General features: G+C 34.4%; 11 protein-coding genes. 6 read left to right on the forward strand and 5 right to left on the reverse strand.

Annotated elements, in window-relative coordinates:
* Window positions 1–10: 10 nt before the first annotated feature.
* The 3 genes from J8H85_RS03855 to J8H85_RS03865 form a co-directional block, all read right to left on the reverse strand.
* Window positions 11–1,438 carry a sulfatase family protein gene (locus J8H85_RS03855; protein ID WP_209652856.1) on the reverse strand — a complete coding sequence of 476 codons (1,428 nt, stop codon included), beginning with the start codon at window positions 1,436–1,438 and terminating at the stop codon, window positions 11–13.
* Window positions 1,439–1,739: 301 nt separating this feature from the next.
* The gene (locus J8H85_RS03860; RefSeq protein ID WP_209652858.1) at window positions 1,740–3,482 is read right to left on the reverse strand and encodes a RagB/SusD family nutrient uptake outer membrane protein; all 1,743 of its coding nucleotides are present in this window, start codon (window positions 3,480–3,482) and stop codon (window positions 1,740–1,742) included.
* 18 nt (window positions 3,483–3,500) lie between these two features.
* A complete protein-coding gene (locus J8H85_RS03865) occupies window positions 3,501–6,776 on the reverse strand; it encodes a SusC/RagA family TonB-linked outer membrane protein (protein WP_209652860.1) in 3,276 nt (1,091 codons plus the stop codon).
* Window positions 6,777–7,570: 794 nt separating this feature from the next.
* Here J8H85_RS03865 and J8H85_RS03870 point away from each other — a divergent pair.
* Both J8H85_RS03870 and J8H85_RS03875 read left to right on the forward strand, forming a co-directional pair.
* The gene (locus J8H85_RS03870; protein ID WP_209652862.1) at window positions 7,571–9,892 is read left to right on the forward strand and encodes a beta-N-acetylhexosaminidase; all 2,322 of its coding nucleotides are present in this window, start codon (window positions 7,571–7,573) and stop codon (window positions 9,890–9,892) included.
* A 19-nt stretch (window positions 9,893–9,911) separates the two neighbouring features.
* A complete protein-coding gene (locus J8H85_RS03875; RefSeq protein WP_245243726.1) occupies window positions 9,912–11,534 on the forward strand; it encodes a beta-N-acetylhexosaminidase in 1,623 nt (540 codons plus the stop codon).
* A gap of 41 nt (window positions 11,535–11,575) precedes the next feature.
* Here J8H85_RS03875 and J8H85_RS03880 read toward each other — a convergent pair whose 3' ends face one another.
* Window positions 11,576–12,286 carry a LytR/AlgR family response regulator transcription factor gene (locus tag J8H85_RS03880; protein WP_209652863.1) on the reverse strand — a complete coding sequence of 237 codons (711 nt, stop codon included), beginning with the start codon at window positions 12,284–12,286 and terminating at the stop codon, window positions 11,576–11,578.
* A gap of 44 nt (window positions 12,287–12,330) precedes the next feature.
* Window positions 12,331–13,131, reverse strand: a complete 801-nt coding sequence (locus tag J8H85_RS03885) for a sensor histidine kinase (protein WP_317194984.1) — start codon at window positions 13,129–13,131, stop codon at window positions 12,331–12,333.
* Between the two features lie 350 nt (window positions 13,132–13,481).
* Here J8H85_RS03885 and J8H85_RS03890 point away from each other — a divergent pair, with 350 nt between their 5' ends.
* From J8H85_RS03890 to J8H85_RS03905, 4 genes are all read left to right on the forward strand, one after another.
* Entirely contained in the window at window positions 13,482–15,761 is a 2,280-nt protein-coding gene (locus J8H85_RS03890) for a GH92 family glycosyl hydrolase (RefSeq protein ID WP_379937351.1), read from the forward strand.
* 20 nt (window positions 15,762–15,781) lie between these two features.
* Window positions 15,782–17,659 carry a sodium:solute symporter family protein gene (locus tag J8H85_RS03895; protein WP_209652867.1) on the forward strand — a complete coding sequence of 626 codons (1,878 nt, stop codon included), beginning with the start codon at window positions 15,782–15,784 and terminating at the stop codon, window positions 17,657–17,659.
* A gap of 224 nt (window positions 17,660–17,883) precedes the next feature.
* Window positions 17,884–18,849, forward strand: a complete 966-nt coding sequence (locus J8H85_RS03900; RefSeq protein ID WP_209652869.1) for a glycoside hydrolase family 130 protein — start codon at window positions 17,884–17,886, stop codon at window positions 18,847–18,849.
* An 8-nt stretch (window positions 18,850–18,857) separates the two neighbouring features.
* Window positions 18,858–19,928 carry a carbohydrate-binding family 9-like protein gene (locus J8H85_RS03905; protein WP_209652871.1) on the forward strand — a complete coding sequence of 357 codons (1,071 nt, stop codon included), beginning with the start codon at window positions 18,858–18,860 and terminating at the stop codon, window positions 19,926–19,928.
* The last annotated feature ends 3 nt before the right edge of the window (window positions 19,929–19,931 follow it).

Here is a 19,931-nt window from a genome sequence, read left to right on the forward strand (position 1 = left end):
TTTTCTAAAATTACCATTTAAAAGGAACAGTTCCTGTTGAATCTACAGCATGCCCCCACTTCTTTATGTATGTTTGTCCTGGTAAGAAATCATCATCAAGACGATTGAGTTCTTCCTTAAGTAATTTTTCTAAGTTTTTAGAAATGGTAATATAAGCGGAATTTCCTATTAGATTATTTAACTGGTAGGGGTCTGCAACATTATCGAAAAGCAACCATTCGCCATTTAAATCTTTAGCATACGTATGTGTCTTTGTAATAAGGCCTCTAAATTCTTTTCCTCCTATTTTTCTTTTCCATTGTCCAAAGGGCTGAACACATGCAACGAGGGAGGCTTTTCTATAGTCTTCTCTTTTTTCAAGAATTACGTCAGTAATATTTTCACCGTCTAAATTGTTTGGTATATTTATACCAGACATTCCCAATAAAGTAGGCAATATATCTAAAGTGTTTAGGAGAAAATCACTCTTCTTCCCTTTTTTTCTTAATAATGCAGGGTATTTAATTATGAAAGGTACTTTAGCAGATTCTTCATAAATTTTTTGTTTTTTTTCTTCGCCATGACTATTAATCATATCTCCATGGTCTGAAGTAAAAACGAAAATGGTATTATCCTCAATATTACTTCGCTTTAAAGCATCCTGTAATTGTTTTATGTAACTATCTAGAGCAGAGCAATGTGCGTAATATCCTTTCAATATGTTTTTTGTTTTTTCAGATAATTCTCTGGGAACATTTGGTCTTAATTGTATATCAGTATTTTTATATAAATCCTGAAATTCTTTAGGTGCGGTTTGATATGGTGCATGAGGTGGTCCCCAAGCTAGCATTAAAGAAAAGGGAGTTTTATTTTTTGCTTGTTCTTCTATAAAAGCAATAGCATCTTTTGTTTGAGCTTCGGCATCGTAACCATCCCATTGTTGTAATTTGTCATCATTTCCCCAATAATTTGAATTGTTATAGCTATGGGAGCAGTTTAATACTTTCCAATAGTCAAATCCTTGTCGCCTTTCTTTTGGTATATATGCAGAACGCTCATTGCCATCAAGATGCCATTTACCAATATAAGCAGTGTTGTATCCTTCTGCTTTGAATAGTTTTGCAAAACTATTGGAGTCTGGGTTAAGCCTAATATCATTCATAAACATGCCGTTTTTTAATGCGTACTGCCCTGTTAATAACATGGCTCTATAGGGAGTGCACACGGGACTAGTGGAAACGGCATTGGTAAAATACACGCCTTCTGATGCAAGTTTATCTAAATTTGGAGTTTTAACATCTGGATTGCCAGTGTATCCCATTGATTCTGCCCGCCATTGATCAGCAAAAACATATACTATGTTAGGTTTCCTTGTGCTATCGTTGGTAGGTTTTTCTTCTCCCTTGTCACTACAAATATTGAATAAAGAGAAGCATAATAAATAAACAATATTTTTCATTTTGTTTAATTTAGTTAGTCACTTAATGTAAGTCGTTTTTAGACTTGTATAGAAATTGTTCGTGTATGGTTAGTTAAACTTTTAACATATGTACAGATTGGCAATTGATTAATGATTTGTTGGGTTGTCATTTGCCATTTTTAATTATTCATCAGGGTATTCAGTTGAATATTATATAAATTTTAACGAACTACTGCTAATTTTAATTTAAAAAGTCACCCAAAATAAGACTTTTAAATCTTTTTTGGGTAACTGAGAAATTAAACTAAATCAAATTAATATTTTAGTGTTAAAAAAACTATTATAAACCATCGTAACCTGGATTTTGTGGTAATAGGTTCGGGTTTAAAGTTAATTCTAATTGAGGTATTGCAAGCAAATAATCTCTCTCAAGGTTAAAAAGATACCCATTCGGTAGTGACTCTTGGTAAGGGTCTAAATAACCATTGGCATCTAATTTTTGACCAGTTGCCCATCCTTTTCCTGTTTCGTAATAAGCCCCTCTAGGTCTATTTTTTTCGACACTAGTATCGGCCGCAAAAAGTTTATGAGCTCTCCAACGCATTAAATCATCTAACCTAAAACCTTCTCCCATTAATTCAACCATGCGCTCTCTTCTTATTTCTTGAAGCAATGGCGTAATGGAGTAGCCGTAATCTGGCCAGTTTGGATCTGTGAAACCAACAGCTAGTGTAAGCGCTGGCATAGCAACGCCTGTTCTAGAACGCAGTTTGTTTATAGAAAGATCTAAATCGGCTTGCGTAATAGTGCCCAATTCTGCTTTGGCTTCGGCATAAATAAGCAATGCTTCGGCATAACGCATCAAAATTTTTGCGGTATCTCTAGTTTGTGAGTTTGATGAAGCCACTATCTGAGGTACTCTATATTTTTGAGATTCATAGCCTCCAACACTTCCTACGTTAGTATTAAGTAAAGGACGTACAAATAGCGTGTTTGTACCGTTAACCGCCGTTGAAACGATATCACCCGGTACCATAACCGTAGCTGCAAGCCTTGGATCGCGGTTAGTTTCAATAGTGTTAAGCGATTGATCTCCTTGGTATAAAGAAGTGCTTACACCAATAGGTTTTCCATCGTTACAAAGATAACTGCGTATTGCAAACCGTGTATAAGAACTCGCATTTGGCCATGATAGCTGTAGCGCATTGCCAAAAGTGCTGCCTAAGCCAAGAAAATCATATTGTCTCCAAAGTATAACTTCAGTATTTGTAGTTAAATTAGTTTGGTTAAATAAATTCCCGTAACTGGAATGAAGTGATCTTGTATTCCCATCAATCAATGCTTTTGAAGCATCGGCAGCCTGCTGTAAGTAAGTAGTGCCTGTGGAGCCTGCTACCCCAAAAACGGTACCATTATGGTATTTTTCCCAAGTACCCTCATAAAGTGCTACGGTGGCTTTAAGTAATTGAGCAGCTTCTTTACTAACACGGGCACCAACCGCAGATTTAGGTTTTAGTACCGCTATAGCCTTATCTAAATCGGCAAGTATAAAATCGGCTACCTTGTTTCTTGGTTCTCTTGCTCTAAACAAAGCTTCTCTATCAGTATTTGTAAAATAAGCATCATAAATTGGTAAAGCACCATAATCTTTCAATAAATCGAAATAGTAGTAGGCTCTAAAAAAATAGCCTTCGCCTATGTATTGGTTAAGATCTATCTCCAAGCCTTCTGCCTTTGCAGCATTGGATACAAAATAATTCGCTTTTCTTACTTTGCTCCAATTCCAAATAGATGTACTAGCATTTGTAGGAACACCTGTTTGTCCATTTAATCTGCTATTAAAGCCCGTAGCCATGGATACATCGGTGCCATTGTCTGGATTTGGCGAATTACCAACGCTTACTCCCTGCCAACCAGGTAAATCTTGATAGAAGGAATTGGAATACAATTCTAAATCACTCACTGTTTTCCAGAATTCGGGTTCAGAAATTTCATCTAGAGGGGTTCTTTCTAGAATATCATCATTACACGAAACAAACAAGTGCATCGAGCATATTACTATTAAATAAATTATTTTTTTCATGATTCTTATTAATTAAATTTAGAATGAAATATTTAGTCCAGTTGAAATAACTTTAGATAGTGGATAGGAATATGCACTACCAAACTCACCTGGTACTGTTTCTGGGTCATAGAACATAAGCTTCGAAATTGTTAAAAGGTTTTCGCCAGTAACAAAGATCCTAATTCTATCTATCTTATATTTTTCGGTTACAACTTTAGGAATTGTAAATCCAATTTGCATAGTTTTTAACCTAGTGTAAGCCCCATTTTGTAAAAAATGATCGGTATTAAAGCGGTAGTTTCTGTTGTTATTACCTGGGTTTTGCGCATAAGGGGTTGGGAAATAAGCATCTAAGTTAGGGCCTAATGGGCTTGTGGTATCTAGTGGTCTAAAATAATCTAAATGTTCTACCAATACATTGGCATGTAATGGGCCTTGTGCAGGGCCTCTAAAACGTTGATGGGTTGAAAGGGAAACATCACGTTTTCCAACACCTTGTATAAACATATTAAAGTCAATACCTTTCCAGCTTGCTCCCAAGGTGATACCATATTGGTACCGTGGGGTGCTATTTCCTATAACTCTAAAATCACCTGTATCGTTTAGCGTACCGTCGCCATTATTAATAAATCCATCGCCATTTAAATCTGCATATTTAGCATCACCCACACCAAATGTACTATTATGAACATACCTCTGGTTAATTACTAAATTTCTTTCAGTAGCTTCTTCGGCGGTTTGAAACCAACCTTCCCACGTTAAACCCCAAATTGCACCAAGATCACCTCCAGCATAAAAATTATTATTGATTCCATTTGTTGGGTTTGGATATTCCAGTACGGTTTGTTTATAATCAGACAATACAGCTCTAATGTTATAATTAAAATCGCCTAACGACTGTTTCCAAGTTAATTCAGCTTCCCAACCTTGAACACGTATGGTGCCAGCATTTACAAGTGGCTGATTTGTTCCTAAAACAGCAGGTAGTGTTTCTCCTTCTGATGCCAAATTATTGGTGTCCGAACGGTACCAATCAAATGTAAAGCCCAATCTATTTTTTAATGCTAAAATATCGATTCCTAAGTCTTTCGTTTTTACGGTTTCCCAAGTTAGGTTTTGACTGGTAAGGTTAGGTGGGTTGGTGAAAAATTGACGAGCACCATTAAATAAAAAAGTACCATTACTAATTGGAAGGGTTGATATATATAAATAATTGCCCACATTTTGGTTTCCAAGAGAACCTTGAGTAGCGCGAAGTTTAAACATACTTATATCTTTGATTGGCCAAAAGTTTTCTTTGGCAATGTTATAACCCAATTCAAATGAAGGTAATCCTGTTAATCGGTTACCTGGTTCAAATCTTGAAGAGCCATCTCTACGATAAGTAACTCTACCTATATATTTTTCTTTATAATTATAACCAAATCTCCCAAAAACACTTTCAGTTGACCAATGTGAAATATTATCAGATGCTGTTATAACACCCACTGCGGAAGATAGAGATTGCACATTGTCTGTTAACAAGTTATAGGCATTTGCATTCATGTTAAAAACATTATATTGCTCATTTTGATACCCTGCTGTGACATCAAAATTATGGCCTTTTACAGATTTTGTATAGGTAGCAAACAAGTTAGGTGATAAATACTCGTTGGTATCTAAACTTGGGCGTACTAGCGTTTGTGAACGTGCAGTAATGTAGCCGAGGGTGCCATCGGGTCGTGTCCATTGTTGTTCGGCACTCGTAAAAACCTGTTTGTTGTTAACTCTTCGATAGTTATACTGTAAGTTAATAAGTAAATCCTTAATAGGCTCAATGGTGATTCTAGGCAAAATGGATATTTGATTATTAACATTACTTTCACGATTGTAATCCCAACTAGGATATGAGGCATTAGCCAACGGTTCTCCGTTATTTGGGTCTACGGTAGGCAAAGTAGGCTTAAGTTTTGATAACACATCAAAAACACGTCCTCTTCCAAATTGCTGATCCCATGGGTAATCCAACTTTGCCAATGTAGCTTTGGTTAAAAGTTCAAAAGACAACCATTTGTTAGGCTTTGATGCAATTTTAGCGTCTAAATTGTGCCTGCTATACGTATCTGTTGTAGTAGCCAACAAACCATCTTCGTTATATGTGCCTGCAGATATGTAATAATTCAACTTTTCGTCGCCCCCTCTAAAGTTTATATCGTGCTTAGACCTAAGTGACCAGCTACTAAATAAAAAATCTTTCCAATTGGTAGATCCCGTTGCTCCAAGTCCAAAATTAGATTGATCCCATGAGTTGCCAGCACTATTAGGTATCAAGGTTGGCGCACTCCCTGGATTTGCCATATTTTGCTGTATCCAACCTAGCTCCTCTTCGGTATAATACGGAGATAAACCTGTGTTTGAAGCGGTATCATTCATAGTATACGCAAAATCAATAGCACTGGCTTGCTCAGGCCATATAGTTGGTTGTGATATTGAGAAGTTGTTAGTGTAAGACACCTTCATACCACCTTTCATGTCTTTACCACTTTTAGTAGTGATAATGATAGCGCCACCTGCTGCACGTGCCCCATAAATAGAAGCCGATGCTGCATCTTTTAGTACGGTAACAGTTTCAATATCTTCTGGGTTAATTTGGCTTATGTCCATTTCGGCACCATCTATAAGTATAAGAGGTGATGAATTGCCAACAGAACCAAGATCCCCAGAACTGGTCACTAAACCACGAATATTAATATTAGGTTGTGCACCAGGTTCGCCACCATTTGCCGTTGTAGTAATTACAAGGTTACCAACAGCACCTTGCAATGCCAAAGTAGCATTGGCAACAGGTCTATTTTCAAAAACCTCCGAGCCTACTTGTGAAACTGCAGATGTTACGGTGGTTCTTTTTCGCGTACCATACCCAACTACTACCACTTCATTAAGTGCCGATACGTCCTCGGTTAATGTAATTGCTATTGAACTTTGGTTATTTACAGTAACTTCTTTGGAAACAAAGCCAATGTAAGAAACTGTTAATGTTGCCTTTTGGCTTGAAACTCTCATGGTGAATTTACCATCAAAATCTGCCTGAACTCCATTAAACGTACCCTTTTCAAGAATATTAGCGCCAGCAAGTGGTTGTCCGTTACTATCGGTAACCATACCTGTTATTTGAAGTTGTTGTGCACTTTTGTCTGTTTTATTTTCAGCTTCAATAGGGTTTGTATTTACAGCAAAAACACTGGCAAAGCACAAAAAAATCAAAGAATTTAAAATGGTTATGAGTAGTTTTTTCTTTAAGCCTGAAAAAGTACTGTTTATTTTTTTTTTCATAAAATGAGAATTAATTGGTTAGTATTAGTAATTAATAAAAACTGTAAACCTTTTTTTAATTTGATTTACGAGTAGTTTATTAGTGTTTAAAAGATTTTTTTTGCCATATATCTTTTTTAAGAATTATTTTACAATTATAAATTTGAATTAAAGTTTATAATAAAAGTTAATTGAATAAGGCAACAAGTTTTTACCATAAATTTGGAATAGATTAATATTTCAATTCTATTTTAACCTCGATTTAACTAAAAATTTAACTTTTATTTTACAGTTTTTAAATAATTAGTTAAACTTAGATATTTTCTCTTCTAAAGAATTAATTATTTCGACGAATAACCTCTGCCCTTCGATAAAAAAATAGAATATAATTGATTTTGAGTTAATTTAAGTCAAATAAAAAAACTTATCTCGTAATACTTTTACATTTTACATTATAAGATTTTATAAAAAAAGGAATCAATACGTAGTAATGTTTTTCATGTAAATAAACTGTACCATAATTAAATTATTATATCGGACAGATTTGTTATCAAATTTATGAATTCCAAAAATATATTTCCTTCACCTATTGTTAGAGGTTATTAGTCGAAATTTTAATTTGTTTTAAAACAATGTATTTATATTGACCTAGAGATTAATTTGTCTTATAAATAACACTAATATGTGACAATCGATTATATATTTTGTTCTATTATTTCGGCTTAATAAAACAATCTCAATATTCTTAATTTTATCAAATGATTAATAAGTGTAAGATTATAAAAAATAGTTTTTCCGCATATTTACTGTGTTTAATGATACTAGTGGTTTCGTGTGTTAAAAGAGATTTCAACACAGGTAAAGGAACTATTATTGCTAAAGGTAACGTGGCTATTATTCCCTTGCCTGTTGAATTGATAAAAGGACAAGGCTATTTTATAATTGACAAACACACGATAGTTTCTGTGGAGAATGATGAACAATTGCATATTGCTACTAATTTTTTTAAAAAGTTTGATAATATATGGAGCCAGATTCCTGAAATAGCTATAGGTAAAACCAATGCAAACATTGTATTTCGTACAGATAGTTTACTAGAAAATGAAGCTTATGAACTTATAGTAGAGGCGGATAATATACTTCTGAAATCGGCTTCTGGAGCTGGTTTTTTTTATGCTATGGAAAGTCTTGGCCAATTAATGTCTGTTTCATTTGATTCAGAAAAAAAACAATCGAACACAAATTGGGCTATTCCTGTAGTTACAATTAAAGATAAACCTACCTTTGGATGGCGTGGATATATGTTAGATGTTTCCCGGCATTTTTTTGACAAAGAAGAAGTGAAGAATGTTATAGATTTTATGGCAGAAGTAAAATTAAATCGTTTTCACTGGCACCTGTCTGATGACAATGGATGGCGAATTGAAATAAAAAAGTACCCAAAACTAACAGATGTTGGTGCATGGCGAGTGAACCAAAATGCGAAAGACGAAAATACATCTAATTGGTGGGGAAGACCCGCCCAAAATGAAGGTGACTTAGCAACCTATGGTGGATTTTACACACAAGAAGATATTAAAGAAATAATAGCTTATGCTAAAGAGCGTTATATAGAAATTATAGCAGAAATAGACATACCAGGTCATTCACTAGCGGCACTGGCGGCATATCCAGAAATATCGTGTGCTAAAGGACCTTTTTATGTAGGTACAGGTGGTGTTAATAAAAACAATACGTATTGTCCAGGTAAAGAAGTAACCTTTGAGTTTGTAGAAGGGGTATTGGGGGAAGTAATGGACTTGTTTCCTTTTGAATATGTACATATTGGAGGTGATGAATGCAATAAAGAGGCATGGAAAGTAGATGAATATTGCCAACAGCGTATGAAGGAAGAGAACCTTGCCGATGAGCATGAACTACAAAGCTATTTTATAAAAAGAGTAGAGAAAATTATAAATGCACATGATAAAAAAATGATTGGTTGGGATGAGATTTTAGAAGGCGGTTTAGCACCAAACGCCACGGTAATGTCCTGGCGTGGGGAAAAAGGAGGTATTGCAGCAGCTAGACAAGGTCATGATGTGATTATGACACCTTCAAAATATTGTTATCTGGATTTAAAACAAGGGGATGATGATATTGAACCAAATTTAGGATATGCTTACACCTTTCTAAAAGACACCTATAATTATAAGATAATATCGGATAGTTTAACAACTGAACAAGGTAAGCACGTGTTGGGTATCCAAGGCAATTTATGGACAGAATCCATAACCAATTGGAATCAATTAACTTATATGACCTTTCCAAGATTGTATGCGGTTGCAGAAAATGGGTGGACAAATCAAAAATTGAAAGATTGGAATAGTTTTACAATGCGATTGCTTAACCAATTTAAACGTTTGGATGCCAAAGGCGAGCGCTATGCCACAAGCGCATATAATGTAAGAATTGATCATAAAGGACAACCAGAAGGTACCATAGAAATATCTCTTAAAACAGAAGTTGATGGCTTAGATATTTATTATACGCTAGATGGCAGTACCCCCAATTTGCAATCCCTAAAATATGAAAAACCATTTAAAATAGATAAAACATTCAACTTAAAAGCTACGTCGTTTCTAAAAGAAGAACAGACAGGAAACGTGTCTGAGAGATATTTTCCAGTGCACAAAGGAGTAGGTGCCCAAGTGGTATATCATGCTCCAAGTTCACAAAAAAACAACAATAACTTGGGATTAATAGATTTAAATTACGGAAAACTTAGTTCCTGGGATAAAAACTGGAATGTATTTGATGGAGACTTAAATGTTGATATAATATTTCCTGAACCTAAAGAAATTGAATCTATAGAAATAACAAGTCTTAGGTTTACAATATCAGGAAATTATGTTCCAGAAAGCTTTGAAATTTATGGTTCTGAAGATGGACAGACTTTTTCTAAATTGGCAGAAGTTCAACTATTGGAAGAAAGTCATACCCAAGGCAGAAATAAAGTAAAATCAACCATACCTTTTAACAAAACTAGTGTTAAGGCTGTAAAAGTAAAAGCAAAAAGTGTTAACCCTATTCCAGTAGATCATCATCAAGCTACAAATGCATCTAAGATTTTGATAGACGAAATTGTGATTTTTTAATTAATAAAACTAAAATATAATGAAACAGCTCTTTTTATTATTAACACTTTATATGGTGTTTAGCTCATGTTCAACTAAATACGCAACCTTTGTTAATTCAAAAAATGACTATCCAATTATTCCAAAACCAATAAGTTTGAAAATTAATAAAGGAAAGTTTTTAATGGATGCCAATACAAAAATTATAGCAAATTCAGAACTGAAAAATGAAGGTGAATACTTATCGGATTTACTAAGTACTATTACTAAAAACAACATGGTTTTTGAAAATGAAGGTTCCGAAAAAGGAAATATTTCATTGCGATTTGATGCCAGTATTTCCAATGACGAAGGGTATAAATTAGTTGTTAATTATGATAGGATAATTATTTCAGGCAGAACAGCCAAAGGAGTCTTTTATGGTATACAAACGTTTAGCCAATTAATCCCCAGAGAGAAAGAATTGACAGAATTAACAATACCTGCAACTGTGATAGAAGATAGTCCCAAATATGTTTATAGAGGTATGCATTTAGATGTGGCACGTCATTTTTTTTCAACCGAATTCGTTAAAAAATATATAGACATATTGGCTATGCACAAAATGAATACATTTCATTGGCATTTAACAGAAGACCAAGGTTGGAGAATTGAAATTAAGAAGTATCCAAAACTTACATCTATTGGGGCTTTTAGAAAAGAAACGATTGTAGGCCACGGCAACACATGGAATAAAAATGAAGCCAAATATGATGGACAACCTTATGGAGGTTTTTATACACAAGAAGAAATTAAAGATGTTGTAGCCTATGCGACAAAAAGACATATTACTATCATCCCAGAAATTGAATTACCAGGGCATTCCTTAGCAGCTATTGCGGCATACCCTGAATTAGGAAATACAGGCGAACAATATGAAGTGGGTACCAGATGGGGGGTTTTTCCAGAAATTTATGCACCTAGCGAAATAACTTTTAAATTCTTGGAAGATGTTTTAACAGAAGTTATATCATTATTTCCCAGTAAATTGATTCATATTGGAGGTGATGAAGCTCCAAAAACACAATGGGAGCATAGCACGTTTGCTCAAGAAGTCATAAAAAGAGAAGGATTGAAAGACGAACATGAATTACAGAGCTATTTTATAAAACGCATTGAAAAATTCTTGAATTCTAAAGGAAGAAATATTATAGGTTGGGATGAAATTTTGGAAGGCGGTTTAGCGCCCAATGCTACTGTTATGTCTTGGCGAGGGGAAAAAGGAGGTATTCAAGCGGCAAAGTTAAAGCACAATGTGGTAATGACACCAACTCAGTTTTGTTATTTTGATTTTTATCAAACTAAAGATAAAGAAAATGAGCCTCTTGCTATTGGAGGAAAAACAACTGTAGAGGATGTTTATAGTTATGATCCTACTCCGGAAGAGTTAACAGAAGAAGAAGGCAAGTACATTTTAGGAGCGCAAGCTAATGTTTGGACCGAATATATAAAAACACCAGAACTTGTAGAATATATGATTCTACCAAGATTAACAGCACTTTCCGAAGTCGTTTGGTCTAAAAAAGAAGATAGAGATTGGAATGACTTTCAAAATCGATTAAAACATATTATAAAAATGTATGATGCTAATAATTTGAATTATGCACAGCACAGTTTAGATTAAAAAAAGAATAAATAAAATTGTTATTTTATAATTATATATGGCTAAAGGGAAGAATTCAATATTTTCTGCTTCACTTCATCAATATAAGATCTTCCAATAACATATCTAAGGCCTTCAATTTCCAAACTGTTTCCTTCAACAGCATCAATCTTGCCTATGGCAATGGTGTATGATCGGTGTATGCGTATAAAATCTCTTGATGGTAATAAATTGGTAAAATCAGATAGGGTGCTATGTATAATGTATTTTCCAGTAGTAGTACTTATTTTTAAATAATCTTTTAGGGATTCAATTGCCAATATTTCGTCTAAAAAGATTTTTTTCATTTTCTTTTTGTCAATTTTAACAAAAAGGTATGGGCGTTCTTTTGTTGTTTCAGAAAGTACTTTATTGTTCTCAAGCCTTCTATTGATTTTGTTCAAGGCTTTCATAAAACGAGGTAACTCAATAGGCTTTACTAAGTAATCAAGTACGTCCAATTCGTAGGTTTCTAAGGCAAAATCTTCGTAAGCGCTTGTAATGATTATTAATGGAGGGTTTTCTAGACTTTTTATAAAATTGATACCATCTAAAACAGGCATATTAATATCTAAAAAAATAACGTCTACGTTATTGGTTTTTAAAAAATTTAAGCTGTCTATGGCATTTGTAAATGTGCTTATTACTTCAAAGTCTTCAATTTGTTCTAAGTAGTTTTTAATAACATTTATAGCCAAAGGTTCGTCATCTACAATCAAACATTTTATTTTCATCACTTTATTTTTTGTTATTTTTTTTCTGCTTAAATGGACTTGTTTTACGCCACCTTTATTTTAAGCTTTACAACAAACATATTGTTGTCGTTTTTAATAATAAGTTTATAGTCACTTTTTTTGTACCCCAATGCGAGTCTTTTTTTTACATTTTCTAAACCTATGCCACTGGAATGGTTAAAACGCTCTTCATGCTCTGTTTTTAAGGGCATTGGATTAGAGATTCTAAAGTAAAGAAAATCTTTTCTAATTATTAAACTTATGTCAATTTTAACTTTTCCAATGTTTTTATGGGCGCCATGTTTAAAGGCATTTTCTATGAACGATAACAGCAATATTGGTGCAATTTCCTTATCTTGAATATCGCCGGAAATAGACATGTTTATTTCAAGTTCATCATTATGCCGAATGCGTTCTAAATCAATATAGTTTTGAATACAAAGTATTTCGTTTTCCAAGGATTGTTTTTTGTTTGCGGTTTCATATAATAGGTAGCGCATCAATTCAGAAAGCATTAAAATAATTTTAGGTGTTTTTTTAGAATTTTCAACCGCTAAAGAATATATGTTGTTTAAGGTGTTAAAAAAGAAGTGGGGAGAAATTTGGGTTTTTAAAAAAAGAAGTTCAGTTTCTAATTGTGCTTTTTCTAAATCGGCCACCCGTCTGTGTTCATTTAAAAAGTCTAATGTTATTTTAATGGCGGTAACAAAGGTTATTACGTAAAGTTCGCCAATCATCATATCTATGGTGTAATTAAGTGTTAACCTGTCGGTAGGGACGGGGCCTTCGGGCCATACGTTATTACTAACTAAATAATAGGTAAGGTTGAATTTCACTATAACCATTAAAAATATGGAGGTGAGAATTAATATAATGTAGGTTATATACCGTTTTTTAAATACAAAATTTGGCATAAGAAAGTATATATTAAAATAACTTAATGCCATATGAATGGGAAATCCGAACAAATTTGTTTTGAACGAGTATAGGTAATCATCAAAGTAACTGCCCCATTTAAAAACATTAAAAAGAAAGTATATAGACCAAAATATGATATGATGGTAAATAGATATCTTATATATGTTGTGTGAATTGAATTTCATTTTAAAGAGAATTGTTTATTTATTGTTTTTTTTGGTGTTTAACTGTGTTCTTATGTCATCCGTCTAAATTACTTTCATTAATAATTAAATTTATGAAATTTTATAAAATCAATATGCTAAATAATCAAATGAAACACGTATCACTACTTTTTTTACTGGTAGTTTTTGCAGTAAGTTGCAACAAAAGTATTAGTAAAAAGGAAACCGAAGTACAATTTTTAACAAAATATGTAAATCCGTTTATAGGTACAGGTGGTCATGGGCACACCTACCCTGGTGCTACAGTGCCTTTTGGTATGCTACAAGTAAGCCCTGTAAATGGCGTAAGTAACTGGGATTGGTGTTCTGGATACCATTACTCCGATTCTGTTGCGATAGGTTTTAGTCATTTAAGTTTAAGTGGTACGGGAATTGGCGATTTAGCCGATATATTATTTATGCCCGTTAACAAGGAGGTAGATTTAACCATCATGCCATCCCATCGAGATTCACTGCCATACAAATCGGCTTACAATCATAAAAACGAGAAGGCTACCCCAGGATATTATCAGGTTTTGCTTGAAGATAATAAGGTGAATGCGGAGTTAACAACATCACTTAGAACAGCATTTCATAAATATACGTTTAACGAATCTGAAAAACAATCTGTTGTCATAGACTTGGGTTTTGCTATCAATTGGGATAAAGCTACCAATACACTTATACAGGTTGAAGATGCTTATACTGTATCGGGTTACCGTTTTAGTACAGGTTGGGCAAAAAACCAAAAAGTATTTTTTGTTGCAAAGTTTTCTAAACCAATAGCAGCATACAGTTTGGTGTCCGACAAACAAAAGGTTGAAAAAATGGATAGCACTACCGTAAAATCTGCAGCACAATTCTTTTTCAATGAAAATGAAGGGAAAGAATTGTTGGTAAAAGTGGCACTTTCATCTGTAAGTATAGATAATGCAAAAGATAATTTAGATGAAGGTTTTGATTTTGAATCGGTAAAAACCCAAGCAGAAAACACATGGAACGAAGCCTTATCTACCATACAGGTTGAATCACCGGTCGATTCCTTAAAAACCATTTTTTACACCGCCATGTACCATGCACAATTGGCGCCCGTTACCTTTAGCGATAAAAATGGACAATTTAGAAAAGAAAATGATAGCATTATAACAGCCAAGAGCTATACAGCATATTCTACATTATCATTGTGGGATACATTTAGAGCAGAACACCCCTTACTTTCATTAATAGCAGCAGATAGAGTGTCCGATATGGTAAACACGATGCTTGAGTATTACAGTACAAAAAGCATCTTACCGGTTTGGACACTTTATGGTAATGAAACAAATACCATGACGGGGTACCATTCCATTCCGGTGATTGTAGAAGCTTATTTAAAAGGTATTAGAGGTTTTGATGCCGAAAAAGCTTATGAAGCCATGAAAACTACCATGATGCAGGATGAGCGTGGTTTGAAGCATTATAAAAAGTATGGTTACATACCTTATAATTTGTTAGACGAATCGGTTACCATTACCCTTGAATATGCTTATAACGATTGGTGCGTTGCTCAAATGGCAAAAGCATTGGGTAAAGAAGCCGATTATAAATTCTTTTTAAACCGATCAAAAGCATATCAATATTTATTTGATGATAAAACTGGATTCATGCGTGGTAAAGCCGAAGATGGCGTTTCATGGCACGAACCTTTTGATGCAAAATATTCAAACCATAGAGAACATACCGATTATACCGAAGGCAATGCTTGGCAACATAGTTGGTTTTTGCCGCATGATGTTGAAGATTTTATAAAGTTACATGGTAGCAACGACCTTTTTACCGACAGATTAGAGCAGCTTTTTACCGAAAGTTCTGAAATTACAGGAAGCAACGTTTCTGCTGATATTTCTGGCTTAATAGGGCAATACGCTCATGGAAACGAACCTAGTCATCATATAGCATATCTATTTAACCGTGCAGGTAAGCCATGGCGCACACAATATTGGGTAAACCATATTTTAAAAACGCAATACAATACCACACCTAACGGATTGAGCGGTAATGAAGATTGCGGACAAATGAGTGCTTGGTATGTATTAAGCTCTATAGGCTTGTATCCCATGAACCCTGCTTCAACCGAATACGAAATAGGAAGTCCTGTTTTCAAAAAATCCACCATAACGCTTCCCAACGGAAAAACCTTTACCATTAAAGCAGAAAATGTTTCTGATAAAAATATTTATATACAGTCGGCAACGCTTAATGGCACTTTATTTAACCAAACCAACATTTCCCATAAAACAATATTAAACGGAGGCACGCTTCACTTTGTTATGGGTAATACTCCAAATAAAAACTGGGGGACCAAAAACCAATAACCAAAAACAAAAAACCAATAATGAATTTAATCGATGTTTCAATAATAGCCCTTTACATAGTCTTAACACTGGGTATCGGTATTTGGGTGTCTAAAAGAGCATCGCAAGGGTTAGATTCATATTTCTTAGGAGGAAAATCAATCAAATGGTATTATTTGGGCTTAAGTAACGGCTCAGGTATGTTCGATGTTTCTGGTACTGCGTGGATGGTTGGTATCCTATTTTTGTATGGTGCTAAAAGTTTTATGTTTATGTGGATGTGGCCTATTTGGAACCAGATTTTCATCATGATTTTTTTAGCGGCATGGATAAGGAAATCAGATATCATGACAGGCTCCGAATGGATTTTAACCCGTTTTGGAGATGATAGGGCAGGTAGGGCATCACATTTAATTGTGGCTATTTTTGCCGTTATAGCATCCATAGGTTTTATAGCCTATTTTTTTGAAGGTGTGGGTAAGTTTTTAACCATTATCCTGCCTTGGGATTTAACATTTGTTTTCAATAACAGTGTTGTTTTTACCTCCGATCAAAGTTATGCGTTGGGCATTATTTTTTTAACAACCATTTACACCATTAAGGGTGGTATGTTTTCGGTAGTTGCTACCGAGGTGTTGCAATATATTATCATGGTTGTAGCAGGCATTTTAATTGCAGTATATGCTTTTGTTACCGTTTCGGATGTTGAGATAAGCAATATCATTTCTGCGGAATGGAAAAATATTTTCTTCGATTCTGAATTAAATGGATCTTGGTCTGCAAAGTATGCGGCTTTTAATAATTTAATTGATGCTCAAGGCTATAAAATGTTTGGGGCATTTATAGGCATGTCGCTTTTTAAAGGTTTTTTTGCAAGTATTGCGGGTCCAACACCTAGTTATGATATGCAACGTATTTTATCAACCAGATCGGTAAAAGAAGCTGCTTACATGAGTGGTTTTACCAATTTAATTCTTTTTATCCCTCGATATTTGCTTATTGGTGGTGTTGTAATTTTGGCATTGGTTTATTTGGCGCCAACCATGGCTACATCAACCGATTTAAGTTTGGCCGATTTAGAAGTTATATTGCCCAAAGTCATCAATAACCATGTGCCAGTGGGTATAAAAGGCTTGTTGTTGGCAGGACTTTTAGCGGCATTTATGTCTACGTTTTCAGCTTTTGTAAACTCAAGTCCCGCATATATTGTAAACGATATTTATAAAAAATACTTTAAACCTTCGGCAACATCTCAACATTATATAAGAGTTAGCCACGTGGCATCTTTTGTGGTCGTTATATTGGGTGTGGTTATGGGCTTTTTTGCAGATTCCATTAATTCCATAACTTTATGGATTACCAGTGCTTTATATGGAGGTTATGTGGCGGCAAACTTTTTAAAATGGATTTGGTGGCGCTTCAATGGTTGGGGGTATTTCTGGGGAATGACCTCTGGGTTAATCATAGCAACCTTACAGTTTTTATTGGATAAAAATAGTGGTAATTTTGAAACAGGTTCTACGTTATATAACATTGCCCAAATTCCAGCTATTTATGTTTTTCCAGTTATATTTATAGTATCGCTTTTAGGCTCTTTTTTAGGTACCTATTTAACACCGGCAACCAATATGGAAACCTTAAAAAGTTTTTATAAAAACGTAAGACCTTGGGGTTTTTGGAAACCCGTTTATAAAGCATTGCACGCTGAAGATAAAGATATTACTAAGAATACAGATTTTAGTATGGATATGCTAAACTGTATCATTGGTATCATTTGGCAATCCAGCATGATTTTATTGCCTATATATTTTATGATACGCGATTATCCTAAAACTTGGGTGGCTTTTGCGGTTTTCATTTTAACTTCAGCTATTTTAAAATTCACCTGGTTGGATAAAGTAAAAAAGTACAAAGATTAAGATTTAAAACGAACGCGATGATCTATCAAGATAAGTTAGAAAGGTTAAGTTTGATGCTAGGTATTTTATGGCAATCGAGTATGTTGATGTTGCCTATATTTTTTGCAACACAAGATTACCCAAAAACATATATAACTTTAGCTGTTTTTATCATAACTTCAGTTATTTTAAAATTTCACTTGGTTAGATAAAGTAAAAAAATACAAAGATTAAGCAAATAGAATATGAGTAATATGCCCTGGCAAGATAAGCCTGAAAATTGTAAAGATGTGATGTGGCGCTATAGTGAAAATCCTATTATCGATAGGTATGCTATACCAACATCAAACAGTGTTTTTAATAGTGCCGTAGTGCCATTTAAAGATGGATTTGCAGGTGTTTTTAGATGTGATAATAAAGCGGTGCAAATGAATATTTTTGCTGGTTTCAGTAAAGATGGCATCCATTGGGATATTGAACACGAACCCATACAAATGAAAGCAGGTAACACCGATATGATTGCATCCGATTATAAATACGACCCCCGAGTTGTTTTTATTGAAGACCGCTATTGGATTACTTGGTGCAATGGGTATCACGGTCCAACTATTGGTATCGGTTATACCTTCGATTTTAAGGAATTTTTTCAGTGTGAAAATGCGTTTTTGCCTTTTAACAGAAATGGCGTATTGTTTCCAAAGAAAATAAATGGAAAATATGCCATGTTAAGCAGGCCAAGTGATAACGGTCACACACCTTTTGGCGATATTTACATAAGTTATAGTCCTGATATGAAATATTGGGGCGAACATCGTTGCGTTATGAAAGCTTCAAATTTTGCAGATAGCGCATGGCAATGTACAAAAATTGGCGCAGGTCCCATTCCTATTTTAACCAATGAAGGTTGGCTTATGATTTATCATGGCGTTATCAATACATGTAACGGGTTTAGGTATGCCATGGGTTCTGCACTTTTAGATGAAAACGAACCAGATAAAGTTAAATACAGAACGCAACCCTATTTGTTGGGGCCTGCCGAGTTGTACGAACAAGTGGGCGATGTGCCTAACGTGGTATTTCCTTGTGCGGCATTGTACAATACCGAAGAGGATAAATTAGCGGTTTATTATGGTGCAGCAGATACCGTAGTGGCTTTGGCTTTCGGAAAACTAAGTGAAGTGGTTGCATTTACAAAAAACAACAGTTTATAAAGCTTAAAATGAATTTAAAACTTAAATTCTTAATAGTGTTATTTGGTGGCATTTCAGCATTGGGTTGTTCGCAATCCCACATGGAAATAACCCCCAAAAGCTATATTGCTTATAAAACAACTGAAAGTATTAACATTGATGGCAAAGATTCCGATAGTTCGTGGCGTAAAACCGAATGGACAAGCGCTTTTATAGATATTGAAGGTGTAAAACAGCCTAAATATAAAACCCAAGTAAAAATGCTTTGGGATGATACTTTTTTCTATATTTTGGCTAACATGGAAGAACCGCATGTTTGGGCGAATTTAACAAAACGCGATACCATTATTTTTTATAATAATGATTTTGAAGTGTTTATAGATCCAGATGGCGATACCCATAACTATTACGAATTGGAATTGAATGCCTTAAATACCGCATGGGATTTGTTTATAAATAAACCATACAGAGCCGACAATGTGGTGTTGAACGATTGGAATATTACAGGTTTAAAATCGGCGGTAAAAGTACATGGCACGCTTAATAATCCTAACGATGTAGATGAAGGATGGACTTTAGAAATGGCCATTCCTTGGGCTGCTTATAAAACGGGGTATTTCCAAAAAAACGTCCCTTCAGATAAGTTCTGGAGAGTCAATTTTTCCCGTGTGAATTGGGATTTTCAAATTACCAAAGGCCAATATGAAAGAAAAAGGGATAGTAAAGGCAAGTTACTGCACGAATACAATTGGGTGTGGTCGCCCATGGGGGTTGTGAACATGCATGAACCCGAAAAATGGGGCTATGTGTATTTTTCATCAAAGCAAGTAGGAGCATCAGATAGTTTCAACATCTCTCAAGATGAAAAAATCAAATGGGCGTTGTACAAACTGTATCGAGCTCAAAATGCTTATTTTAAAAAACAAGGTAGTTATTTAGCTTCAATCGATAGCTTAACAAAAACAAGCATCATTGTTGACGGAAAAACATTAAAACCTAAATTAGAAAACCATAGTACGGGTTTTAATTTATCAATTCAAAGCCCATTTACTAATAAACTATTGACTGTTAAAGAAGATGGTAAATTCATATCAAAATAAAAA

Origin of the sequence: Mariniflexile gromovii, from assembly GCF_017814435.1 — a bacterium.
In the GTDB taxonomy this organism is placed as follows: Bacteria; Bacteroidota; Bacteroidia; order Flavobacteriales; family Flavobacteriaceae; genus Mariniflexile; species Mariniflexile gromovii.

Excerpts from the sequence above, each read along its gene's own strand:
- J8H85_RS03900 (WP_209652869.1), top strand. The coding sequence starts at position 17,884 with ATGAGTAATATGCCCTGGCAAGATAAGCCTGAAAATTGTAAAGATGTG.
- J8H85_RS03875 (WP_245243726.1), top strand. The coding sequence starts at position 9,912 with ATGAAACAGCTCTTTTTATTATTAACACTTTATATGGTGTTTAGCTCA.
- J8H85_RS03885 (WP_317194984.1), bottom strand. The coding sequence starts at position 13,131 with ATGGTTATAGTGAAATTCAACCTTACCTATTATTTAGTTAGTAATAAC.
- J8H85_RS03905 (WP_209652871.1), top strand. The coding sequence starts at position 18,858 with ATGAATTTAAAACTTAAATTCTTAATAGTGTTATTTGGTGGCATTTCA.
- J8H85_RS03895 (WP_209652867.1), top strand. The coding sequence starts at position 15,782 with ATGAATTTAATCGATGTTTCAATAATAGCCCTTTACATAGTCTTAACA.
- J8H85_RS03855 (WP_209652856.1), bottom strand. The coding sequence starts at position 1,438 with ATGAAAAATATTGTTTATTTATTATGCTTCTCTTTATTCAATATTTGT.
- J8H85_RS03870 (WP_209652862.1), top strand. The coding sequence starts at position 7,571 with ATGATACTAGTGGTTTCGTGTGTTAAAAGAGATTTCAACACAGGTAAA.
- J8H85_RS03890 (WP_379937351.1), top strand. The coding sequence starts at position 13,482 with ATGAAATTTTATAAAATCAATATGCTAAATAATCAAATGAAACACGTA.
- J8H85_RS03860 (WP_209652858.1), bottom strand. The coding sequence starts at position 3,482 with ATGAAAAAAATAATTTATTTAATAGTAATATGCTCGATGCACTTGTTT.
- J8H85_RS03865 (WP_209652860.1), bottom strand. The coding sequence starts at position 6,776 with ATGAAAAAAAAAATAAACAGTACTTTTTCAGGCTTAAAGAAAAAACTA.
- J8H85_RS03880 (WP_209652863.1), bottom strand. The coding sequence starts at position 12,286 with ATGAAAATAAAATGTTTGATTGTAGATGACGAACCTTTGGCTATAAAT.